The sequence below is a fragment of the Jeotgalibacillus malaysiensis genome (assembly GCF_044789845.1).
GTDB lineage: Bacteria > Bacillota > Bacilli > Bacillales > Jeotgalibacillaceae > Jeotgalibacillus > Jeotgalibacillus malaysiensis_A.
In genome coordinates, this window is the sequence record NZ_CP085252.1 from 2,172,975 (window position 1) to 2,192,471 (window position 19,497).

Sequence of the window (19,497 nt, forward strand, 5' to 3'; positions counted from 1 at the left end):
ATTATTTTCCTCCCTGTGCTTTCTCTATATAGTGAATAATTTCTTCAAATGAAATATCATCCTGTGTACCGCTCTCCATATTTTTCACAGCGGCTTTACCTGCTGAAAGTTCGTCTTCACCAATTATGACTACGTTGGCAGCATTGATCCGGTCAGCTGCTTTAAACTGCCCCTTCATTTTACGGTTAAGGTAATCAAGCTCAACACTTAATCCTTTTTTCCTTGCATCAAATGCTAGCGCCACTGCTTTTTCCTTAGCAGTCTCTCCCATCGCGACAAAATAACAGTCAACCTGGTCATTGATCGGAAGTGTGACATTTTCAGCTTCAAGTGCTGCCATTAACCTTTCGATACTTAGCGCAAATCCGATGCCAGGAGCGCTCGGTCCACCGATCTCTTCTGTGAGTCCATTGTACCTGCCACCGCCGCAAAGCGTAGTAATTGCGCCAAACCCTTCAGCGCTACTCATGATTTCAAAAGCAGTATGATTATAATAATCCAGGCCGCGAACCAGATTTGGATCCAGCTCATATTCAATTCCCATGACATCTAAATAACGTTTCACTTTTTCAAAATAGCTTTGTGATTCCTCATTCAGATAATCTTTAAGTGAGGGTGCATTTTCAATCAGCTCATGCCCTCTATCTTTTTTACAATCAAGAATGCGAAGCGGGTTTTTATTCAATCGCACTTGACAGTCCGAACAGAACTCGTCAATTCTCGGACTGAAGTGTTCGATCAGCGCATTTTTGTGCGCAATACGGCTTTCAGCATCCCCAAGGCTATTCAATACTAGCATTACTTTTTTCAAACCGAGTCTGCTGTAGAGCTCCATCGCCAGTGAAATCACTTCTGCATCAATTGCAGGGTCATCACTTCCAATTGCCTCTACACCAAACTGAACAAACTGACGGAATCTGCCTGCCTGTGGTCTTTCATATCTGAACATTGGTCCTGTGTAAAAAAGTTTGACCGGCTGAACTGCCTGCCCGTGCATTTTGTGCTGAACGTATGAACGCACGACACTTGCCGTGCCCTCAGGTCGCAGCGTCAAATTACGGTCACCGCGGTCTTTGAATGTGTACATTTCTTTTTGAACGATGTCTGTCGTATCTCCTACGCCTCTTTCAAACAGCTCTGTGTGTTCGAAAACCGGTGTGCGGATCTCTTTATACTGATACTGTCTGCACAGTTCTGCAGCAGTCTGTTCGATATACTGCCAGTGTTCTGAGACACCAGGTAAAATATCCTGCGTTCCTCTTGGTATGTTAATGGTCACTGATAATTCCTCCCTTAGATCATAGCTTCAACATAAAATCCCAGACAAATAAAAAAATCCCGTCCCTTGTTCGAAAACAAGGGACGGGAAATTCCGCGGTGCCACCCTAATTGAAGCCTGAGCTTCCACTTTAAGCAGTTAACGCCTGCTGACGTCTTTCCCTACTCAAAGTTCAGGAAAAAGCCTACGGAGTGTTCATTCAACAGGGCGCAATGTAAGTCTGCTTTCAGCCGGGTGGCAGACTCTCTCTTTCCATACGTAGTCCTGTTTACTATTCTCCATCATCGGGATTCGTTCATATGTTTTGATAATGTAATCAATCATAATCACCAGCGCCCGCATTGTCAAGAGGGTATCATTGTCCTAAATTATCAAAATTTTAATGACGCCTATTTTATTTTTCTATATGATATAGATAAGAGGATATTGAGGTGATGTGATTGAAACTGCTATCAGTATTATTATCGACTGTATTACTGGTCTCACTGTTTCCGGGTTTGGAAGCCCATGCAGAGGAAAATACTATTGAAGCTGCATATGATGGAATATTAATCCGTGAAGGTCCCGGTTTATCTTATCCTGCTATAGCATCAGGACAATCTGGAGATCAATTTAAAGAGCTTCAAAGAGATAATGGATGGGTTGAGGTGGCTGTAAATGACGGGACAGGCTGGATCGCTGAATGGCTGCTTGTATCACTTAATCAAAATGAGTCAGAAGAGCCTTCATCCGGGTCAGAATCTTCATCTGAGTCAGAGGTAAGTAATGCAACAATTCTCGTTGACAGATTGAATGTCCGGGATGATTTTTCATCCGACGGGCTGGTTATTGGTACACTTAATTCCGGTGATCAGGTAAATGTCAGTGATGAGAAGTATGGGTGGTTATACATAAGTTCAGGTGCTATGAATGGATGGGTCAGTTCTGATTATGTAGAGTACAATTCTTTATCTGTTCATCAAACTGCAGAAGCAGCAACTGATGACATACATATTACTGTTAATACTTTAAATGTGCGCGCGGAGCCGGACAGAAATTCAAACGTAGTTGGTTCTGTAAACCTGTATGATTCGTTTACAGTTAAAGAGCAGACAGGTGAATGGTTAAAAATTAATTACAGTGATGGCCAGAGCGGCTGGATTGCAAGCTGGTTCACAGAACGCGGGGTTCACCCAGGAGGCAGCACGGAAGAAGCAGCCGGTGGTGAGGAAAAAGTGACGATTCTGTATAATGGCTCAAATATCAGACAGGACCCATCAACAGATGCAGCAGTCGTCTATAAAGCAAGCGCCGGTGAAGCAATGACCATTGTCAGCCGGAGCGGTGACTGGTATGAAGTTACATTACCTGGAGGCGCTACAGGATATATCGCCAATTGGATTGTCTCAACTGATCAGGAAGCAGCTGTTGCACCTGAGGCTAATGAAGAGGATGAGCCGAAAGAGCCTGTTACTTCAATCTCTGATGCAACAATCGTCATTGACGCGGGTCATGGCGGGCGTGATGGAGGAGCGGTAGGCGCTGCCGGTACGCTCGAGAAGTCTTTAACAATCAGAACGGCTGAAGTGCTGTATCACATGCTGTCTGGTACAGGTGCAAATGTCATTATGACGCGGGAAGATGACCGTTATGTAGATTTGTACAGCCGTGTAACGACTTCTAGGGACCATCAGGCTGATGCTTTTATCTCCTTACACTATGATGCCATTAATGACCGCAGTGTAAAGGGCTTTACAACTTATTTTTACGGCGGACCGGATGAAGCACTTGCTGATGCCGTCCATGCGGGACTCAGTGATAGTATGACTGTGAAAAACCGCGGGATACATCACGGTAACTTCCTTGTGTTAAGGGATAACAGTGCGCCTTCTGTCCTTCTTGAGCTAGGATTTATCAGTAATCCATCTGAAGAGGCATCGGTCAATAACGATCGGTTCAGAGAAATTGCAGCAACCGGTATTTATAACGGTTTGACAGAGTATTTTTCACAATAGTAAAAAGGCTTCTCCGCTAAATGGAGAAGCCTTTTTTAACTTTCAACGATCAGTGTAACCGGTCCATCATTGACTAATGAAACATCCATCATCGCACCAAAAACGCCGGTTTCAACTGTTATCCCTTTATCGTTCAGGAATTCGTTGAACTTTTCATATAATGGTTCTGCGTGATCAGGCTTCGCCGCATTCATAAAATTCGGCCGTCTTCCTTTTTTCGTATCCCCGTATAATGTGAACTGTGAAATCGACAGAATCTCCCCACCCTGATCTAACACTGAATGGTTCATTTTACCGTCTTCGTCTTCAAAAATGCGGAGATTTGCTATTTTGTCTGCAGCATATCTGCAGTCTGCTTCTGTATCATCCTGGCTGATTCCTACAAGAAGAACCAGCCCTGAACGGATTTCACCTTCGACTTTTCCTGCTATTTTCACATGTGCTTCTTTACTTCTCTGAACAACTACTCTCAAAACAAACAGCCTCCAGTGCTAATTAACGATTCTCTGAACAGCGTAAATATCCGAAATCTGTTTAATCCGGTCTACGACTCTCTGCAGATGCGTCACGTTTTGAATCATAATTGACATATTAATCGTGGCCATTTTATTTCGGTCGCTTTTCCCGCTGACTGCTGAAATATTTGTTTTAGTTTCATTTACAGCCTGCAACACTTCATTCAGAAGACCTCTTCTGTCATAGCCGGATATTTCAATATCAACGTTATATTCTTTTCTATTATCTGTTGTGCCTTCCCATTCAACAGGGATCAGTCTCGCTTCTGAATCTCCCTGTATGTTCGGACAGTCACTTCTGTGAACAGATACGCCGCGGCCGCGTGTTATAAATCCAATAATTTCATCACCCGGTACCGGACTACAGCATTTAGACAATCTGACTAGCAGATTATCAATGCCCTTTACCGTTACGCCTGCATCTTTTTTCTTTTTAACAGATGGTGGTTTAATATCCGCCATTGCTTTTTCAAGTGTATCTTCTTCATCCCGTAGCTTTCTGAGCCTATCTGTTAAACGATTGGCAATCTGAGCGCCTGTGATCCCGCCATAACCGACTGCTGCATATAAATCTTCTTCACTTGCAAAGTTGTATTTTTCATATACGCGTTTCATGTTTTCTTCAGTTAGTACTTCTTTTGGTGAGAAATCAAGGGCACGGATTTCACGGTCTACAGACTCACGGCCTTTTTCTACGTTCTCTTCACGTCTCTGTTTTTTAAAGAAAGCTTTAATTTTGTTTTTAGCCTGAGATGTCTGAGCAAGCTTGAGCCAGTCCTGACTTGGACCGTAAGAATGCTTGGATGTCATGATTTCAATAATGTCACCTGTTTTTAAAGGTGAATCAAGCGGAACCATTTTCCCGTTAATTTTAGCACCAATCGTTTTATTCCCTATTTCAGAGTGAACTCTGTAGGCAAAATCAATCGGAACTGAACCTGCAGGAAGCTCCATCACGTCTCCTTTAGGTGTAAATACGTAAACCATATCTGAAAACAGATCAAATTTTAACGCATCCATGAATTCTTCAGCATCAGATGAATCCTGCTGAAATTCAAGAATTTCTCTGAACCATGTCAGTTTCTTTTCGATTGTCTGCTTGCTGTCTTCATTGACAACAGCACCTTCCTTGTAAGCCCAGTGAGCTGCCACCCCGTATTCTGCGATGCGGTGCATATCATCGGTTCTGATCTGGACTTCAAGCGGATCACCCTTAGGTCCAATCACTGTTGTATGAAGAGACTGGTACATATTCGGTTTTGGCATCGCAATATAATCTTTGAATCTCCCGGGCATCGGCTTCCAGCACGTGTGGATAATACCGAGCACGGCATAGCAGTCCTTTATACTGTCCACGATTACGCGCACAGCAAGAAGATCATAAATTTCGTTGAACTGTTTATTCTGAACAGCCATCTTTTTATAAATTGAATAAATGTGCTTCGGTCTGCCTACAATATCTACATCGATCCCGACATCTTTTACCTGCTGCTTGATCTCTGTAATGACTTCTTCAACGTACTCTTCACGCTCATTACGTTTTTTCTTCATCAGGTTGACAATCCGGTAATACTGCTGGGGATTGAGATATCTGAGTGATGTATCTTCAAGCTCCCACTTAATTGTCGAAATCCCCAGTCTGTGTGCTAATGGTGCGAATATTTCCAGCGTTTCATTTGAAATGCGGATCTGCTTTTCAACAGGCATATGTTTTAATGTCCGCATATTATGAAGACGGTCAGCAAGTTTGATCAGGATCACTCTAATATCCTGTGCCATCGCAATGAACATTTTGCGATGGTTTTCAGCCTGCTGAGCCTCTTTGGATTTATATTTAATTTTACCCAGCTTCGTTACGCCGTCCACCAGCATGGCAACTTCTTCATTGAACTTCTCAGTGAGATCATCATAAGTGAAAATGGTATCTTCAATCACATCATGAAGAAAACCGGCTGCAACTGTAGATGGATCCATCTGGAGTTCTGCAAGAATACCCGCAACCTGCACAGGGTGGATGATATAAGGCTCACCTGATTTTCGGAACTGCTCTTTGTGTGCTTCTTCAGCCAGGTGGTAGGCATTCTTTACAAATTCAACCTGGCTTTCATTCATATAACTTGAGGTAATCTCGAACACTTCTTCAACGGTAAGCACCCGATCATTTGCCATACAATTTATCACCTTTATCATGTTTAGTAGTTTTGAGTATTGTTTCTATTATTAATAAAAAATCAATTTATGTAAAGCCATTACTGATAATTCCTATAATAAAGCATCAATATACTAAAAAGAGCCCCTAAAGAAGGGCTCTTTTAACATTAGTTCATTAATATTCCATTAGACGGAGCATGTCATAACCATTCAGCTTTTCACGGCCATCAAGGTACGACAGTTCAATCAGGAATGCACATCCTGCTACAATACCGCCTAATTCTTCAACAAGTTTAATTGTTGCTTCGATTGTGCCGCCTGTTGCTAATAGGTCGTCTGTGATCAGTACGCGCTGGCCAGGCTTAATCGCATCTTTGTGAATTGTCAGTACATCTTTACCATATTCTAAACCATAGTCTACTTTAACTGTTTCTCTTGGCAGCTTTCCTTCTTTTCTTACGGGAGCAAAGCCTACCTTCAGTGCATAAGCAACCGGACAACCGATGATGAATCCACGTGCTTCAGGACCAACTACAAGGTCAATCTGTTTTTCTTTTGCATACTCAACAATTTGATCAGTTGCATAACTGTATGCTTCTCCATTGTCCATTAGCGTTGTAATATCCTTAAAACGCACGCCTTCTTTCGGCCAGTCTTCTACTATTGTCACGAATTGCTTTAAATCCATACCTTTTCCTCCTCAGGTTGCCGCGACCATCCGCAGCGCTCTTCAAACCATTTTTTCAAATCATGAAATGATGAATATAATAAATCCTGCTCTAACTTTGCAAGCCTTGTTTTTGCCTGATAAGCAGGGGATTCTGACAAATCACGTTTACTGATTTCTTCATTAAGCGAAATGAATCCATCGTTTATTGTAACAAAATCCAGTTCAAAAAACACCTTCGTCATAAAATTAATTGTGTCTATTGACCAATTTTTGTGGGAGGCAAGCGCCTTTCCATGCTGATGCAGATGGAAGGTTTTTCGTTTTTTCAGGAATGCAAAGAACCACGCAAAGTCTTCACGCTTGGGAATCGAGCTGAAGAACTGTGGATCTTCAAGATAAAAATGCGCGTAAATTCTCGCAGGTTTATTCTCATGAAGCACTGCTTCAAGCAGCTTCGCATCATCAGGGAGATCAAGAAACACAATCGTCTGATGGTCTGCATTTAAATCACCGGCATGTTCAAGTGAATCAATTAGCCTCACATTCTGAGGAAGAATCGGGTTGAACCGGTCATAAGTATGCTGTTTATAAGCGACCACAACTGAATCCTCAGGAATCGTCGGTGCCCACCGTGCAGCCTGGGCAATTCCGCGTATATCAAACAGCTGCCACTCCCTCACTCTCATGTCACTGACAAACAGCTGAGGCTTTTTAATGTTATTCCATTCATTGATTGAAAGTTCCCCGATCAGATCAAGCTTTGCAATCGGAGAGATCTGATCTGCAATTTCACCCATGCCGAATGCAATGGCGTCAAGAGACTGATCATCATGCTTTACTGACAGTTTTAAATGATTCTGACCTGCACCGATTTTTCTGATTGAAGCAATCTCTGTCAGCTCGATCAATACTTTCGGCTTCGGATTTTTCATGCCGAACGGAGACAGCATTTGAAGCTGGCTGATTGATTCAAGGTCAATCTCAGAGATTGAAGCTTTAACATCAATGTTTGAAACGGGTATGAAGTCTTCATCACTCATCTTTTCAGCCTGACGATTAAGGTTTGTACGTAATTCGTCAATATGCTGTATCTCTAACGTCATACCTGCTGCCATTGGGTGTCCGCCAAAGTGAGGAAGTATGGACCGGTTTTGTGACAGCTCACGGAACATGTTAAAACCTTCAATACTTCTTGCTGATCCTTTCGCCGTTCCCTTTTCTGCATCCTCACAAAGAATAATGACAGGACGATAGAATTTCTCCACGAGCTTAGAAGCAACGATGCCGACAACACCCGGGTTCCACCCTTCTTTAGAGATAACCAGTACCCGATCATCCTTATAGTGTGCTTCAGCAATTTCCATCGCTTCTTTAGCGATCTCAGCTACGATTGACTGGCGCTCTTTATTCATGGCATCAATTTCACTTGCGAGTGCTTCAGCTGTTGCTGCATCTTCAGTCATGAGGAGCTCAACTGCGGGATCTGCATCAGATAATCTGCCTACTGCATTCAGACGCGGTCCAATCGCAAAGCCGACTGTCTCTTCATTTGCTTCATGGATTTTCGCACTGGACTTATTTAAAAGTGCATGGAGACCTTTCCGTTCAGAAGCACGTAATTGTTTTAAACCCTTTTTTACGAGCAGACGGTTTTCACCAGTTAGCGGCACAAGGTCGGCGATAGTGCCGATCGCTGCAAGATCCAGCAGTTCTGTCGGGGGTTCTTTAAGGAGCGCATGGGCAAGCTTAAAAGCAACACCGACCCCGGCAAGCTCTCTGAAAGGATACGATCCGCCTTCAATGTTTGGATGGATAATCGCAAATGCTTCAGGCAGTTCGGGACCTGCTTCATGGTGGTCTGTGATAATCAGATCAACACCCAATTCTTTTAACACCTTCGCTTCATGAACGCCTGAGATCCCATTGTCAACTGTAATGACTAAAGTATAACCCTGTTCTGCTGCATAGCGAAAAGCGCCTTCGTTCGGACCATAGCCCTCTGTAAAGCGATTAGGAATATAAAAATCAGGCGTAGCGCCAAGACGCTTTAATGCACTCAGCATAACAGAAGTACTCGTCACACCATCAGCATCGTAGTCGCCATAAATTAAAATGGACTCTCCCTCGTTAACAGCCTGCTCAATGCGTTCTACTGCTTTTTTCATATCATCAAAAAGGAATGGATCATGAAATTCTTTTTTATCAATATGTAAAAATTCAGCGGCTGCTTCAGGGGTGGTCATCCCTCTTTGTACCAGTAATTTTGCAATAAAAAGCGGAATGTCAAGAGCGGCTGCAAGCTTTTCAGTCTCAGCTGTGCTGCTTTCTCTAACATTCCATCTAGTTTTAGATGTTAGCATCATTTCACCTCTTCAGATGATTCCATTATACATGAGGGACCCTCATGATTCAATGAACTGAAGAGGTGATGTTGTGTCAGAAAATATCATTCAGCAGCTGAATCCCCTGCTGAATCCGGTGCGGTTTTACGATATTCCTGACGGCTTGGTAATTCTCCCGACTGCGACTTCTCTGCTTCCACCAGCTTTTCATTCAGTTGTTTATTTTCTGCTTCAAGGTGCCTGACCTTACGCTGAGCAATAAACAGCCTAAACAGTCCAACTGAGCCCATAATGATACCGCCCATCAAAACTGAGCCTAAAATAACGAGAATCAGCGGTAGTTCAGTTTCAGAAAACCCGAAATTTACTGTTACGGGATCGACATTAATAACAGCAAAAATAGCAACGATAAGTGCAAAAACGATTCCCAATATCAGTGTCCATTGAAATTTCATAAAATCCCCTCCTTTTGATGATCATCGTCATTTTTAGACGCTATTTGTATTTACCCTTTTTATTCAGATTTTACTCCTTGTGTGCACTTAAAACTCTTTGGGGACGGAGGTGAGAGGATCTTTTCATAACCCTCTCACCTCCGTCCCCGGCTTGCACATAAAAAAGCTGAGACAATTTGTCTCAGCTCCTGATTATACGACTGGTTCGTCAGTCCATTCTTTCTTTTCTTTATAAGTGATGAGAACGCCTTTCTTTTTAAGCTGGCGTTTTTTCAGTACATACCATAGCTGTGCTGCGATAAATACTGAAGAATACGTACCGGCAATCAGACCGATTAATAGTGCGATTGAGAAATTCAGGATTGATGTTGCACCGAAGATAATCAGCGCTACGACTACAAATACGACAGTCAGTACAGTGTTTACTGAGCGTCCAAGTGTTTGTCTGAGCGATTTGTTGACGATCAGTGCAAGCTCTTCTTTCTTCTCAATGCGCTTCATCTTACGCATGTTCTCTCTGATCCGGTCAAACGTAACGATTGTATCGTTTATTGAGTAACCGATAACGGTCAGAACCGCTGCGATAAAGGTGATATCAACTTCGAGCCTTGTTAAGCTGAAAATTGCAATGATAAAGAATGCATCATGAACCAGTGCTACGATAGATGCAGTAGCCATCTGCCATTCAAATCTGACTGTTACATACAGAATAATCCCCAGTGATGCAATTGCAACAGCCAGAAGTGCATTTCTTGCTAACTCTTCACCAATAACAGGATTAACCGTAGAAATATTCGGATCTGATCCGTATTCCTCTGTGAAATAAGATCTTAATTCTGAGATTTCATTTTGATTTAGCTCTTCTGAAAATCTGGCAACACCAATCTCCTGATTATTGCCGGATATAACGACATTAGAAGCCTCATAGCCAGCTTCTTCAATCGCTTCAGCAAAAGATTCGTTCGTGAGCGGTGTCTCAGATAGTACTTCCATACGTGATCCTTCTGTGAATTCAATGCCGAGATTTAACCTGAATGCCAATAGAACTGACAGACCTGCTACAAGAAGAACCGCAGAAAGGATAAAGAATTTCTTTCTGATTTTCACGAAATCAAAACGGTCAAATTTCGTCGGCAGATCGAGTGAATCCGGTTCTTCCTCTTCATTATATTCAAGGATTTCTGATTGCTTAACACCAAACCAGCCTTTCCGCTGATCAAGGAACTTACTTCGGACCCACAGACTCATAAATAAGCGTGTACCAAATACTGCCGTGATAAAGCTTGTTACAATACTGATCAATAGCATTGTCGCAAAGCCTTTAACAGAACTTGTACCAAATGTGAAAAGTACAATACCCGCCAGCATTGTCGTTACGTTTGCATCGACAATTGTCAGCAGCGAGGAACTGCTGCCTTTTTTCCATGCATCACGGACAGATCTTCCAATACGAAGCTCTTCTTTCATCCGCTCATAAGTAATAATGTTGGCGTCAATCGCCATACCAACCCCGAGAATTAATGCTGCAATACCTGGTAAAGTTAATACGCCATTTACCCAGTCAAAGATCAACAGGATTAAATAGATATAGACAGATAAAGTCACAATACCGATAAAGCCAGGGAAACGGTAGAAAGCAATCATAAACAGGAAGATCAGCGCAACGCCAATAATACCTGCAAGAATTGTCTGCTCCATGGCCATTAGTCCGAATGATGCACCCACTGAAGTTGAATATACTTCTTCAAGTTCAACAGGGAGTGAACCTGCACTTAGCAGATCTGCCAGGTTATTGGCTTCTTCAAGTGTAAAGTTTCCTGTGATCGTTACTGTATCAGTATTCAGAACCTGGCTGACATTTGGTGCTGAGATAAATTTAGGATCTTCTTTCGTTCTTTCTTCTTCATATGAGTCTCCCTCTTCATAATCAAGCCAGATGACCAGCTGATTCTGGGGAGCCATTGCAAGTATTTCCTGCGTAATCTGACCGAACTGATTCGCATCTTTTAATTCAACCTGAACAATCGGCTGATTTGTATCCGGATCAAATGTCTGAGACGCTCCACCTTCAACAAGGTCAGCTCCTGTCATTTTGACTTCATCATTTACATCACGGAATGTCAGGTTTGCTTCAGTTGAGAGAATTTCTCTTGCCTGATCCTGATCTTCAACACCTGCAAGCTGAACACGGATTCTGTTGCCGTCTTCAACCTGAATAACAGGTTCATTTACACCCAGTACATTCACCCTGCGGTCCAATGCTTCTGCGGTGTCTGACACAACATCCGGCGTAATTTCCTGTCCTTCCTGTGCAGGGTTCACTTCATAAAGCACTTCAAATCCACCCTGAAGGTCCAGGCCAAGTTTTATGTTATTTAAAATTGTATTGGAGGTAAGTCCAATTGTGCCACCAATTAAGATGACTAATAAAAAGAAGGCGACAATTCTGCTGCGCTTAATCATTATGTAAAAATCCTCCCTGTATATATAGCCGAAACTATATGAAAACTGCCCGTTTGTAACAAGTCTGTAATGTGTCTGAAATTTCAGCAACAGACTTATTATGTATTACTTCCCTGAAGGTGTCAACGCAACAGGCGAGATTGTCAGTCAATGTTCATTCTTTATGCTGACCGTGAAGAAGCAACTGCAGCTCTTCATCTTCTAAACCACTTCTGCCTGCAGTCTGTTTATATTCTTCATTTGTCATAAAGTTCATAAAGTCCCCTGCCTTTACCTGCAGAATTTCCTGTACAATTTTGTGAAGTCTGAAGCTTTCAGTTTCACGCTTCCATTTCTTTTGCGTCAGGTACTGCCAGATTCTTTCAGGTGTGGCCGTATCATACCCATATATTCTAAACTCCTGAGCTTTACTGATCAATGCAGGACCGATTACAGGAAACGCATCTTCATAGCTGGTATGTTGATTCACTTTTTTTCTCCTTTCTATATTTAATGCATAGCCCCGATTCTGTACGGCATATGATTTATTGTATCTAAAATATATGCTTTTGAGAAGATGGAGGATAAAGTGTCTAAACTGATTAAAGGAACACTTTTACTGATGGCTGGCGCATTAGTAACAAAAGTACTGGGTTTTGTACATAGGATCGTACTTGCAGATATGGCTGGCGCTGAAGGTGTAGGCCTGTATATGATGACATTCCCTGCGCTCATGCTTGCCATTACGGTTACGCAATTGGGACTTCCGGTAGCCATCTCAAAATATGTATCTGAAGCAGCTGCAAATAGAAATGAGCAGGAAATCAGGAAAATTTTATCTGTATCTCTCTGGATTACAGGAACACTTGCCATTTTGTTAACACCCTGTTTATTTTTTGCAGCACCTTTTATTTCAACTACTCTTTTAAATGATGACAGAACGCTGATACCTTTTATCGCTGTATTACCCATTATTCCGATCGCTGCATTTTCAGCTGTTGTCCGCGGTTATTTTATGGGCAGACAGCAGATGGGTGTAACGGCTGTCGGTTCAGTAATTGAACAATCAATACGCATTTTATTGTTAGTGGCAGCAGTCGGACTTTTGAGTTCAAAAGGTGCTGCATATGCTGCCGGTGGTGCAATGCTCGCAGCTGTGATCGGCGAATTATGTTCGCTCCTGTTCTTACTCATCATGTTTAAGCTGAAGAAAAAGAAATTAACCGGCCGCTCGGTGAAATCCTTCAGTGAAACCGCTAACCAATTGCTAAAAATCGCCCTGCCAAGTGCCGGAAGCAGATTTGTCGGCTCTGCCGCATGGTTTCTCGAACCGATTATTGTCATGAAGTGTCTTGTGTTTACTGGTATGGCTGCCACTGCCGTAACAGCAGAATATGGATTATTAACCGGTTTTGTCCTGCCGGTTTTACTGCTCCCATCTTTTATCACGGTTTCACTCAGCATGGCATTGGTTCCTTCCATCAGTGAAGCGAGAGCACTATCACAGGACAGTGTCGTGATGTATAGAATCACTCAGGCATTAAGGCTCTCAGCGGTTACCGGAACACTTTGCTGTCTCCTTCTTTTTCTTGAGGGAGAACTCATCTTAACACTTTTATACGGATCGGCAGAAGGGCTCAATTTATTAAAAGTGATGGCTCTGTTTTTCATCTTTTATTATTATCAGGGGCCTTTACATGCTGTTTTGCAGGCATTTGAAGCTGCAGGGAAAGCAATGATTAACAGTATTATAGGATCTGTTATTAAGCTTGTATCCATGGCCGGGCTGTTGATTTATTTTGAGGATATTACCGGGGCAGCTATTGGACTCGCAATCGGTACTGCGACAGTGACGTTTTTACACTTTCATACTGTCAGAAAAATGAGCGGATTTGCGATACCAATCGGCCAATATGCTGCGATCCTACTCGTCTCTGCCTGCTGCTGGCTTATACATACGGGCATTTTGTCAATGAATGCACCATTCAGAATCCTTTCGATGATCATTATTTTCTGCTTTTTAGCTTCACGGGTACAGTTGATTCAGCGCGATGACTGGGCTTTCCTCAAAGGCTTTAAGAAGAACTGATAAACCACTGCCCATCTTCATAGGTGCAAAAGAATATCTCCTTCACATTGTCATGACCCTGGACTTTTAATTCATTTCTCAGCCAGCTCTCATTTTTACCGATCAGGTCCAGGTGCCTGCTTTGAATCCTGCCGTCCATTACAAGCGGCAGGGACAATTGCCCGGCACTTCGCTCTTTCCTCAGTACAGAAAGTGTGCCTGACGGTTCTAAAATGGCAAAAGATACTTCCTGCAGGTCAAACACTTCTTTTTCTCTAAGCTGCTGCATAAGATCATCTATATTATAACGGTTCTTTCTCATCTCATTTTCTACAAGCTCACCGTTATGAATTAATATAGATGGTCTGCCATCCATCAGATCCCGGAACTTCTTAGATTTTAACGAAAACCATGACAAGAGAATTTGCAGCAGCATTAACAAAATCATTGGAAATGCAGCCTGCAACAAACTCATATACGGATCTTCGATTGCAAATGCTGCCATCTCAGCAATCATCATAAACACAATGAGATCCAAAAGACTCAATTCACCGATTTCACGTTTTCCCATCAGCCTGAAAATCAGTAAGATCAATAAATAAAGTGTAACAGCTTTTATGCCCATTAATGTATACATCTCAATCATCGTCCGCACCACCTTTACTCATGTAGTGTGTGCGAAAAGCGGATATTTATTTCATAAAGGAGGAGCGTGAAGACATGATTGTATGGAAGAAAACTGCGGGAGGTCTGGGGATTGCGATCGGTTTTGTACTGGTCATCATCACCTTATATGCTGCGATCGTATCCGGATTATTGCACTTTACTTCGATCACTGAGCTTTCTATGGAAAAATGGCATGGAATTGCAGCAGCAGCTGCTGTGTTAATCGGCAGCCTGGTTGGAAGTGCCTCTGCCGGGCAGAAAGGAATTTATATCGGCATTTTAACTGCTCTTTCAGTCATTGGAACAGGGTTGTTTTTCAAAGAAACGCTATTTGAATGGTCTCATTTCATCCACTACGGTCTGCTGCTGGCTTCTGGAATGGCGGGAGGAATTGCCGGGGTTAACTTATTCGGACGATCTGAGACAAAATAAAAAAGCTGCGGCTGCAGCTTTTTTTATCTTGTCTTACATTGCTGAATCTTTTTCCACCACTTCACGAACCGCATTGCGGTCGTATGTTAAGCGGCTTCCATCTCCACATTTGATCACTACCTGACCTTCATCAAGTGCATCGATGATACCGTGCAAACCGCCAATCGTGACGATTTTATCACCCTTACTTAAGCTGTTTTGCATTTCCATTACTTTTTTCTGACGCTTCTGCTGAGGACGGATTAAGAAAAGGTACATTAAACCGAACATCAGAATAAGCGGAAGTAAAGTTACGATCATATCCATTACGCTAAACTCCCCCTTTCTTTCATATATCTATTAAAAGTTTTTTGCATTCGGCTGATTAAAACCGTATTGTTCAAAAAACTCCTCACGAAAGTCTCCCAGTCTGTCTTCTTTAATCGCCTGGCGGACATTCCCCATTAAGTTTATCAGAAAATGAAGGTTATGATAAGTCGTAAGTCTAATTCCGAACGTTTCTTCACATTTTATTAAGTGTCTGATATACGCTCTTGAATAATTCTTACAAACATGGCAATCACAGTTAGGATCAATCGGTGAGAAATCACGTGCATATTTTGCATTTTTAACAACGAGTCTGCCTTCACTTGTCATCAGTGTTCCGTTTCTTGCTATACGGGTTGGCAGTACGCAGTCAAACATATCGATCCCTCTGATTGCGCCATCGATCAGAGAGTCGGGTGAACCGACACCCATCAGGTATCTCGGCTTATCTTCAGGCATCCACGGCGTTGTAAATTCAAGTACGCGATTCATAACATCTTTAGGTTCTCCTACAGAAAGACCGCCTACTGCGTAACCCGGGAAGTCCATAGACACAAGGTCACGTGCACTTTGACGGCGCAGATGCTCATATTCTCCACCCTGAATGATCCCAAACAGCCCCTGATCTTGAGGGCGTGCATGAGCTTCAAGGCAGCGCTCTGCCCATCTTGTTGTACGCTCTACAGAATCCTTCATATACTTCTCTTCTGCAGGATATGGCGGACATTCATCAAACGCCATCATAATATCAGATCCAAGTGCGTTCTGGATTTCCATCGCTTTTTCAGGGCTGAGGAAAAGCTTGTCTCCATTAATATGGTTTCTAAAATGAACGCCTTCTTCCTGAATATTACGGAATTTACTCAGTGAAAAAACCTGAAAACCGCCTGAATCAGTTAAAATCGGACGATCCCAGTTCATAAATTTATGAAGGCCACCTGCTTCTTTAATAATATCGTGCCCGGGACGAAGCCAAAGGTGATACGTATTACTCAGAATAATACCTGCATTTAATTCCTTCAGATCTTCAGGCGACATTGTTTTAACCGTAGCCATTGTTCCTACCGGCATAAATGTCGGCGTTTCAAAAGAGCCGTGTGGCGTGTGAACAATACCAAGCCGTGCGCCTGTCTGCTTACATGTTTTTATATGTTCATATCTGATTGCACTCAAAAGACAATCCCCTCTCTATTTAATCAGCATGGCGTCGCCAAAACTGAAAAATCTGTACCTTTCCTTTACCGCTGCTTCATACGCAGCGAGTGTATGCTCTCTTCCAGCCATTGCACTTACAAGCATGATCAACGTGGACTTTGGCAGATGAAAATTTGTCAGAAGCACATCTGATGCTTTGAACTCGTAGCCAGGATAAATGAAAATATCCGTCCAGCCTGATTGAGCTTTAAAATGTCCGTTACCATCTGCAATGGTTTCTAACGTGCGGGTAGAAGTAGTCCCCACTGTAATAATCCGGCCGCCGTCTGCACGCGTTTCATTTAATACACGGGCATTTTCTTCTGACAGCTGATAATACTCACTGTGCATGTCGTGTTCTTCAATTGAATCAACTGACACAGGTCTGAAAGTGCCTAAGCCCACATGAAGCGTTATAAAAGCAACATTGACACCCTTTGATTTGATCTCTTCAAGAATTTCTTCTGTAAAATGCAAACCTGCAGTCGGCGCAGCAGCTGAACCCCGCTCTTTGGCAAAAACTGTCTGATAGCGGTCTTTGTCATCCAGCTTTTCCTTGATATAAGGCGGAAGCGGCATATCTCCCAACTGATCCAGCAGTTCATAAAAAATACCGTCGTAGCTGAATTCAAGTGTCCTCGCTCCCTGGTCACCTGTTTCAATACATTCAGCTGTCAAAAGTCCATCACCAAATGTAATCACAGTCCCGGGCTTAATTCTTTTAGCAGGCTTCACAAGTGTTTCCCACGTGTCACCTTCAAGTTGTTTCAGGAGCAGTACTTCAATCGCAGCACCGGTCTCTTTTTTCTCACCAATCAGCCTGGCCGGCAGCACTTTTGTATCATTTAACACAAGGCAGTCGCCCGCGTGTAAATAATCCAGTATTTGTTTAAATGATTGGTGTTCAACTTTTCCTGTTTTTTTATCCAGCACCATCAGTCTGCTTGATGTGCGGTCTTCAAGCGGGACCTGTGCGATTAATTCTTCAGGAAGTTCAAAATCAAAATCATTGATATTCATCTTTCGCAGCTCCTTACCTGAACCTTCCAATTAAAAAGAAGATTCCTGTCAAAATTAAACTGATTAAAATTGAAGTGACAATCGGAAAATAAAATGTCATATTTTCTTTTCTAATCACAATATCACCCGGCAGTCTGCCAGCCTTTATAAATTGCAGTAAAAATCCTGCTACTAAAAGTGCAGCACCTGCAATCATCAGCATTTTAGGCAGTGTCATTCAGGCACCTCCAGATTAAAATGTTCGTATACAAGTGGTGTTGCGATACGTCCCCTAGGTGTGCGCTGGAGAAAACCGATCTGCAGGAGGTAAGGTTCGTAGACATCTTCAATCGTTGAAGACTCTTCCCCAATACTCGCTGCAATCGTATCCAGACCAACAGGACCACCTCTGAAGCGTTCAATAATGCCTCTTAATAATTTATGATCGATATGATCAAGACCCAGCTGGTCAACCTGCAGTAATTCAAGGGAAGCTTTTGCAATCGGAAGTGTGATATCCCCTTCACCTTTTACCTGCGCGTAATCCCTGACTCTTCTCAGCAGCCGATTGGCAATACGCGGTGTCCCTCTTGAACGTCTGGCAATTTCATCCGCTCCGGAATCATCAATTTCAGTATTAAAAATATCAGCAGAACGGTTTACAATCTCTTTTAACTGGTCAACGTTATAATACTCAAGTCTGCTCAGTACGCCGAATCTGTCACGCAAGGGTGCTGAGATTGCACCTGCACGTGTTGTAGCACCGACTAATGTAAATGGTGGAAGGTCCAGTCTGACCGATCTTGCGCTTGGACCGGTCCCGATTACGATATCCAGACAAAAATCCTCCATCGCCGGGTACAGTACTTCCTCTATCGCTCTTGGCAGCCTGTGAATTTCATCAATAAATAATACATCACCGGGCTCAAGTGCTGTCAATATGGCGGCAAGATCTCCTGCTCTTTCTACTGCCGGTCCTGCAGTCGTGCGAAGATTTACCCCCATCTCATTTGCAATGACAGCAGCAAGTGTTGTTTTACCTAACCCCGGGGGACCATACAGAAGAACATGGTCAAGGGTTTCCTGCCTATTTTTCGCTGCTTCAATATAAATCGCCAGGTTCTTTTTTACCTGATCCTGACCGATATATGTCTCAAGCAGCTGCGGTCTGATTGATTGTTCAATCGTTTCTTCTTCAACATTTGCTTCCCCTGAAACAATCCGCTCTTCCATCTAATCCCCTCCTTTATTTAAGCTTCAGCATGAGCTGAAGACCTTTTTTAATATACTGGTCGGTCGTCAGTGATTCCTTTTGCAGCGCAGGTTTGATTTTTTTCACTTCACGCTCTGAGTATCCAAGTGCCTGAAGCGCCAGCACTGCTTCATCTAGTGCTGAATCATCCTGACCTTTTTCTTCTGCTGCGTCATTAAACAGGTTAGGGAAGTAATCCGGTACGACGTCCTGAAGTTTCCCTTTCAGGTCGAGAATGATCTGTCTGGCAGTCTTCTTACCGACTCCCGGAAATTTAACGAGCAGTGTCTCATTTTCTTCTTCGATTGCCTGAATTACCTGTTCCGGTGCTCCAGAAGCAAGAATGGCAAGCGCCCCTTTAGGTCCGATACCTGAGACATTTAAGAGCTTTGTAAATAACAGCTTCTCTTCCATCGTCGGGAATCCGAACAGTGTCAGCTGATCTTCTCTGACGTGCTGGTAAGTAAATACCTGCACGGTTTCTCCTTGCTTAGAAGACATCACAAAAGGATTAGGCATATAGATTTTGTAGCCTAATCCGTGATGATCAGAAACAATATACTCTGTTGAGATATATGTAATTTCACCTTTTATATATTCATACATAATAGACTCTTCCTTTCAATGCAAACTTCATTGTAACACAACTCAGCCTTTTCAATGTGTCAGACTTTTTAAGTTTGCTGAACTGTGGTTCTTAATATCAAAACGAAACATCTGTTCTATTTTATC

At 42.7% G+C, this 19,497-nt stretch carries 18 protein-coding genes and 1 other annotated feature; of the genes, 3 read left to right on the plus strand and 15 right to left on the minus strand.

The window, feature by feature from the left end; translation table 11 throughout:
• Position 1: 1 nt before the first annotated feature.
• Complete coding sequence (gene hisS, locus LG330_RS11755) at positions 2-1,279, minus strand: histidine--tRNA ligase (RefSeq protein ID WP_404404059.1); 1,278 nt, start codon at positions 1,277-1,279, stop codon at positions 2-4.
• 76 nt (positions 1,280-1,355) lie between these two features.
• Positions 1,356-1,573, minus strand: a binding site (T-box leader).
• Positions 1,574-1,719: 146 nt separating this feature from the next.
• On the opposite strand from hisS, the gene LG330_RS11760 reads away from it, so the two are divergent.
• The gene (locus LG330_RS11760; RefSeq protein ID WP_404404061.1) at positions 1,720-3,273 is read left to right on the plus strand and encodes an N-acetylmuramoyl-L-alanine amidase; all 1,554 of its coding nucleotides are present in this window, start codon (positions 1,720-1,722) and stop codon (positions 3,271-3,273) included.
• A gap of 35 nt (positions 3,274-3,308) precedes the next feature.
• On the opposite strand, the gene dtd is transcribed toward LG330_RS11760, so the two are convergent.
• The 7 genes from dtd to LG330_RS11795 form a co-directional block, all read right to left on the minus strand.
• Positions 3,309-3,746 (minus strand): D-aminoacyl-tRNA deacylase, encoded by a 438-nt coding sequence (gene dtd, locus LG330_RS11765; protein WP_404404063.1) that lies wholly within the window; start codon positions 3,744-3,746, stop codon positions 3,309-3,311.
• Between the two features lie 18 nt (positions 3,747-3,764).
• A complete protein-coding gene (locus LG330_RS11770; RefSeq protein ID WP_404404065.1) occupies positions 3,765-5,957 on the minus strand; it encodes a RelA/SpoT family protein in 2,193 nt (730 codons plus the stop codon).
• Positions 5,958-6,114: 157 nt separating this feature from the next.
• Positions 6,115-6,627: an adenine phosphoribosyltransferase gene (locus LG330_RS11775; protein WP_322421295.1), complete on the minus strand. Its 513-nt coding sequence runs from the start codon at positions 6,625-6,627 to the stop codon at positions 6,115-6,117.
• Entirely contained in the window at positions 6,618-8,969 is a 2,352-nt protein-coding gene (gene recJ, locus LG330_RS11780) for a single-stranded-DNA-specific exonuclease RecJ (protein WP_404404067.1), read from the minus strand. The genes LG330_RS11775 and recJ overlap by 10 nt, the downstream gene beginning before the upstream one ends.
• 86 nt (positions 8,970-9,055) lie before the next feature.
• A complete protein-coding gene (locus LG330_RS11785; protein ID WP_404404069.1) occupies positions 9,056-9,406 on the minus strand; it encodes a lipopolysaccharide assembly LapA domain-containing protein in 351 nt (116 codons plus the stop codon).
• Between the two features lie 192 nt (positions 9,407-9,598).
• Entirely contained in the window at positions 9,599-11,869 is a 2,271-nt protein-coding gene (gene secDF / locus LG330_RS11790) for a protein translocase subunit SecDF (RefSeq protein WP_404404071.1), read from the minus strand.
• Between the two features lie 154 nt (positions 11,870-12,023).
• Positions 12,024-12,338, minus strand: a complete 315-nt coding sequence (locus LG330_RS11795; RefSeq protein WP_404404073.1) for a post-transcriptional regulator — start codon at positions 12,336-12,338, stop codon at positions 12,024-12,026.
• Between the two features lie 99 nt (positions 12,339-12,437).
• On the opposite strand from LG330_RS11795, the gene spoVB reads away from it, so the two are divergent.
• A complete protein-coding gene (spoVB, locus tag LG330_RS11800; protein ID WP_404404075.1) occupies positions 12,438-13,937 on the plus strand; it encodes a stage V sporulation protein B in 1,500 nt (499 codons plus the stop codon).
• Here spoVB and LG330_RS11805 read toward each other — a convergent pair.
• Positions 13,924-14,559 (minus strand): DUF421 domain-containing protein, encoded by a 636-nt coding sequence (locus LG330_RS11805; RefSeq protein WP_407936089.1) that lies wholly within the window; start codon positions 14,557-14,559, stop codon positions 13,924-13,926. The two genes, spoVB and LG330_RS11805, sit on opposite strands and share 14 nt — an antisense overlap.
• 77 nt (positions 14,560-14,636) lie before the next feature.
• Here LG330_RS11805 and LG330_RS11810 point away from each other — a divergent pair, with 77 nt between their 5' ends.
• On the plus strand, positions 14,637-15,014 hold the full coding sequence (locus tag LG330_RS11810; protein WP_404404079.1) for a TIGR04086 family membrane protein: 378 nt from the start codon (positions 14,637-14,639) through the stop codon (positions 15,012-15,014).
• 33 nt (positions 15,015-15,047) lie between these two features.
• Here the strand turns inward: LG330_RS11810 and yajC are convergent, their stop codons facing one another.
• The 6 genes from yajC to ruvA are packed head-to-tail and all read right to left on the minus strand — an operon-like array spanning position 15,048 to position 19,371.
• Entirely contained in the window at positions 15,048-15,320 is a 273-nt protein-coding gene (yajC, locus tag LG330_RS11815) for a preprotein translocase subunit YajC (protein ID WP_039810055.1), read from the minus strand.
• Positions 15,321-15,353: 33 nt separating this feature from the next.
• Complete coding sequence (tgt, locus tag LG330_RS11820; protein ID WP_404404081.1) at positions 15,354-16,493, minus strand: tRNA guanosine(34) transglycosylase Tgt; 1,140 nt, start codon at positions 16,491-16,493, stop codon at positions 15,354-15,356.
• 15 nt (positions 16,494-16,508) lie between these two features.
• Positions 16,509-17,534 (minus strand): tRNA preQ1(34) S-adenosylmethionine ribosyltransferase-isomerase QueA, encoded by a 1,026-nt coding sequence (gene queA / locus LG330_RS11825; RefSeq protein WP_404404083.1) that lies wholly within the window; start codon positions 17,532-17,534, stop codon positions 16,509-16,511.
• Between the two features lie 13 nt (positions 17,535-17,547).
• Complete coding sequence (locus tag LG330_RS11830) at positions 17,548-17,751, minus strand: DUF2905 domain-containing protein (RefSeq protein ID WP_322421304.1); 204 nt, start codon at positions 17,749-17,751, stop codon at positions 17,548-17,550.
• On the minus strand, positions 17,748-18,746 hold the full coding sequence (gene ruvB / locus LG330_RS11835) for a Holliday junction branch migration DNA helicase RuvB (protein ID WP_404404085.1): 999 nt from the start codon (positions 18,744-18,746) through the stop codon (positions 17,748-17,750). Before ruvB ends, LG330_RS11830 begins: the two co-directional genes overlap by 4 nt.
• A gap of 13 nt (positions 18,747-18,759) precedes the next feature.
• Positions 18,760-19,371 carry a Holliday junction branch migration protein RuvA gene (gene ruvA, locus LG330_RS11840; protein WP_404404087.1) on the minus strand — a complete coding sequence of 204 codons (612 nt, stop codon included), beginning with the start codon at positions 19,369-19,371 and terminating at the stop codon, positions 18,760-18,762.
• Between the last annotated feature and the right edge of the window lie 126 nt (positions 19,372-19,497).

What these genes read in the sequence shown, in the direction of transcription:
- LG330_RS11770 (WP_404404065.1), bottom strand. Translation starts at nt 5,957, where the DNA reads ATGGCAAATGATCGGGTGCTTACCGTTGAAGAAGTGTTCGAGATTACC.
- LG330_RS11775 (WP_322421295.1), bottom strand. Translation starts at nt 6,627, where the DNA reads ATGGATTTAAAGCAATTCGTGACAATAGTAGAAGACTGGCCGAAAGAA.
- recJ (WP_404404067.1), bottom strand. Translation starts at nt 8,969, where the DNA reads ATGCTAACATCTAAAACTAGATGGAATGTTAGAGAAAGCAGCACAGCT.
- LG330_RS11785 (WP_404404069.1), bottom strand. Translation starts at nt 9,406, where the DNA reads ATGAAATTTCAATGGACACTGATATTGGGAATCGTTTTTGCACTTATC.
- secDF (WP_404404071.1), bottom strand. Translation starts at nt 11,869, where the DNA reads ATGATTAAGCGCAGCAGAATTGTCGCCTTCTTTTTATTAGTCATCTTA.
- LG330_RS11810 (WP_404404079.1), top strand. Translation starts at nt 14,637, where the DNA reads ATGATTGTATGGAAGAAAACTGCGGGAGGTCTGGGGATTGCGATCGGT.
- yajC (WP_039810055.1), bottom strand. Translation starts at nt 15,320, where the DNA reads ATGGATATGATCGTAACTTTACTTCCGCTTATTCTGATGTTCGGTTTA.
- queA (WP_404404083.1), bottom strand. Translation starts at nt 17,534, where the DNA reads ATGAATATCAATGATTTTGATTTTGAACTTCCTGAAGAATTAATCGCA.
- LG330_RS11830 (WP_322421304.1), bottom strand. Translation starts at nt 17,751, where the DNA reads ATGACACTGCCTAAAATGCTGATGATTGCAGGTGCTGCACTTTTAGTA.
- ruvB (WP_404404085.1), bottom strand. Translation starts at nt 18,746, where the DNA reads ATGGAAGAGCGGATTGTTTCAGGGGAAGCAAATGTTGAAGAAGAAACG.
- ruvA (WP_404404087.1), bottom strand. Translation starts at nt 19,371, where the DNA reads ATGTATGAATATATAAAAGGTGAAATTACATATATCTCAACAGAGTAT.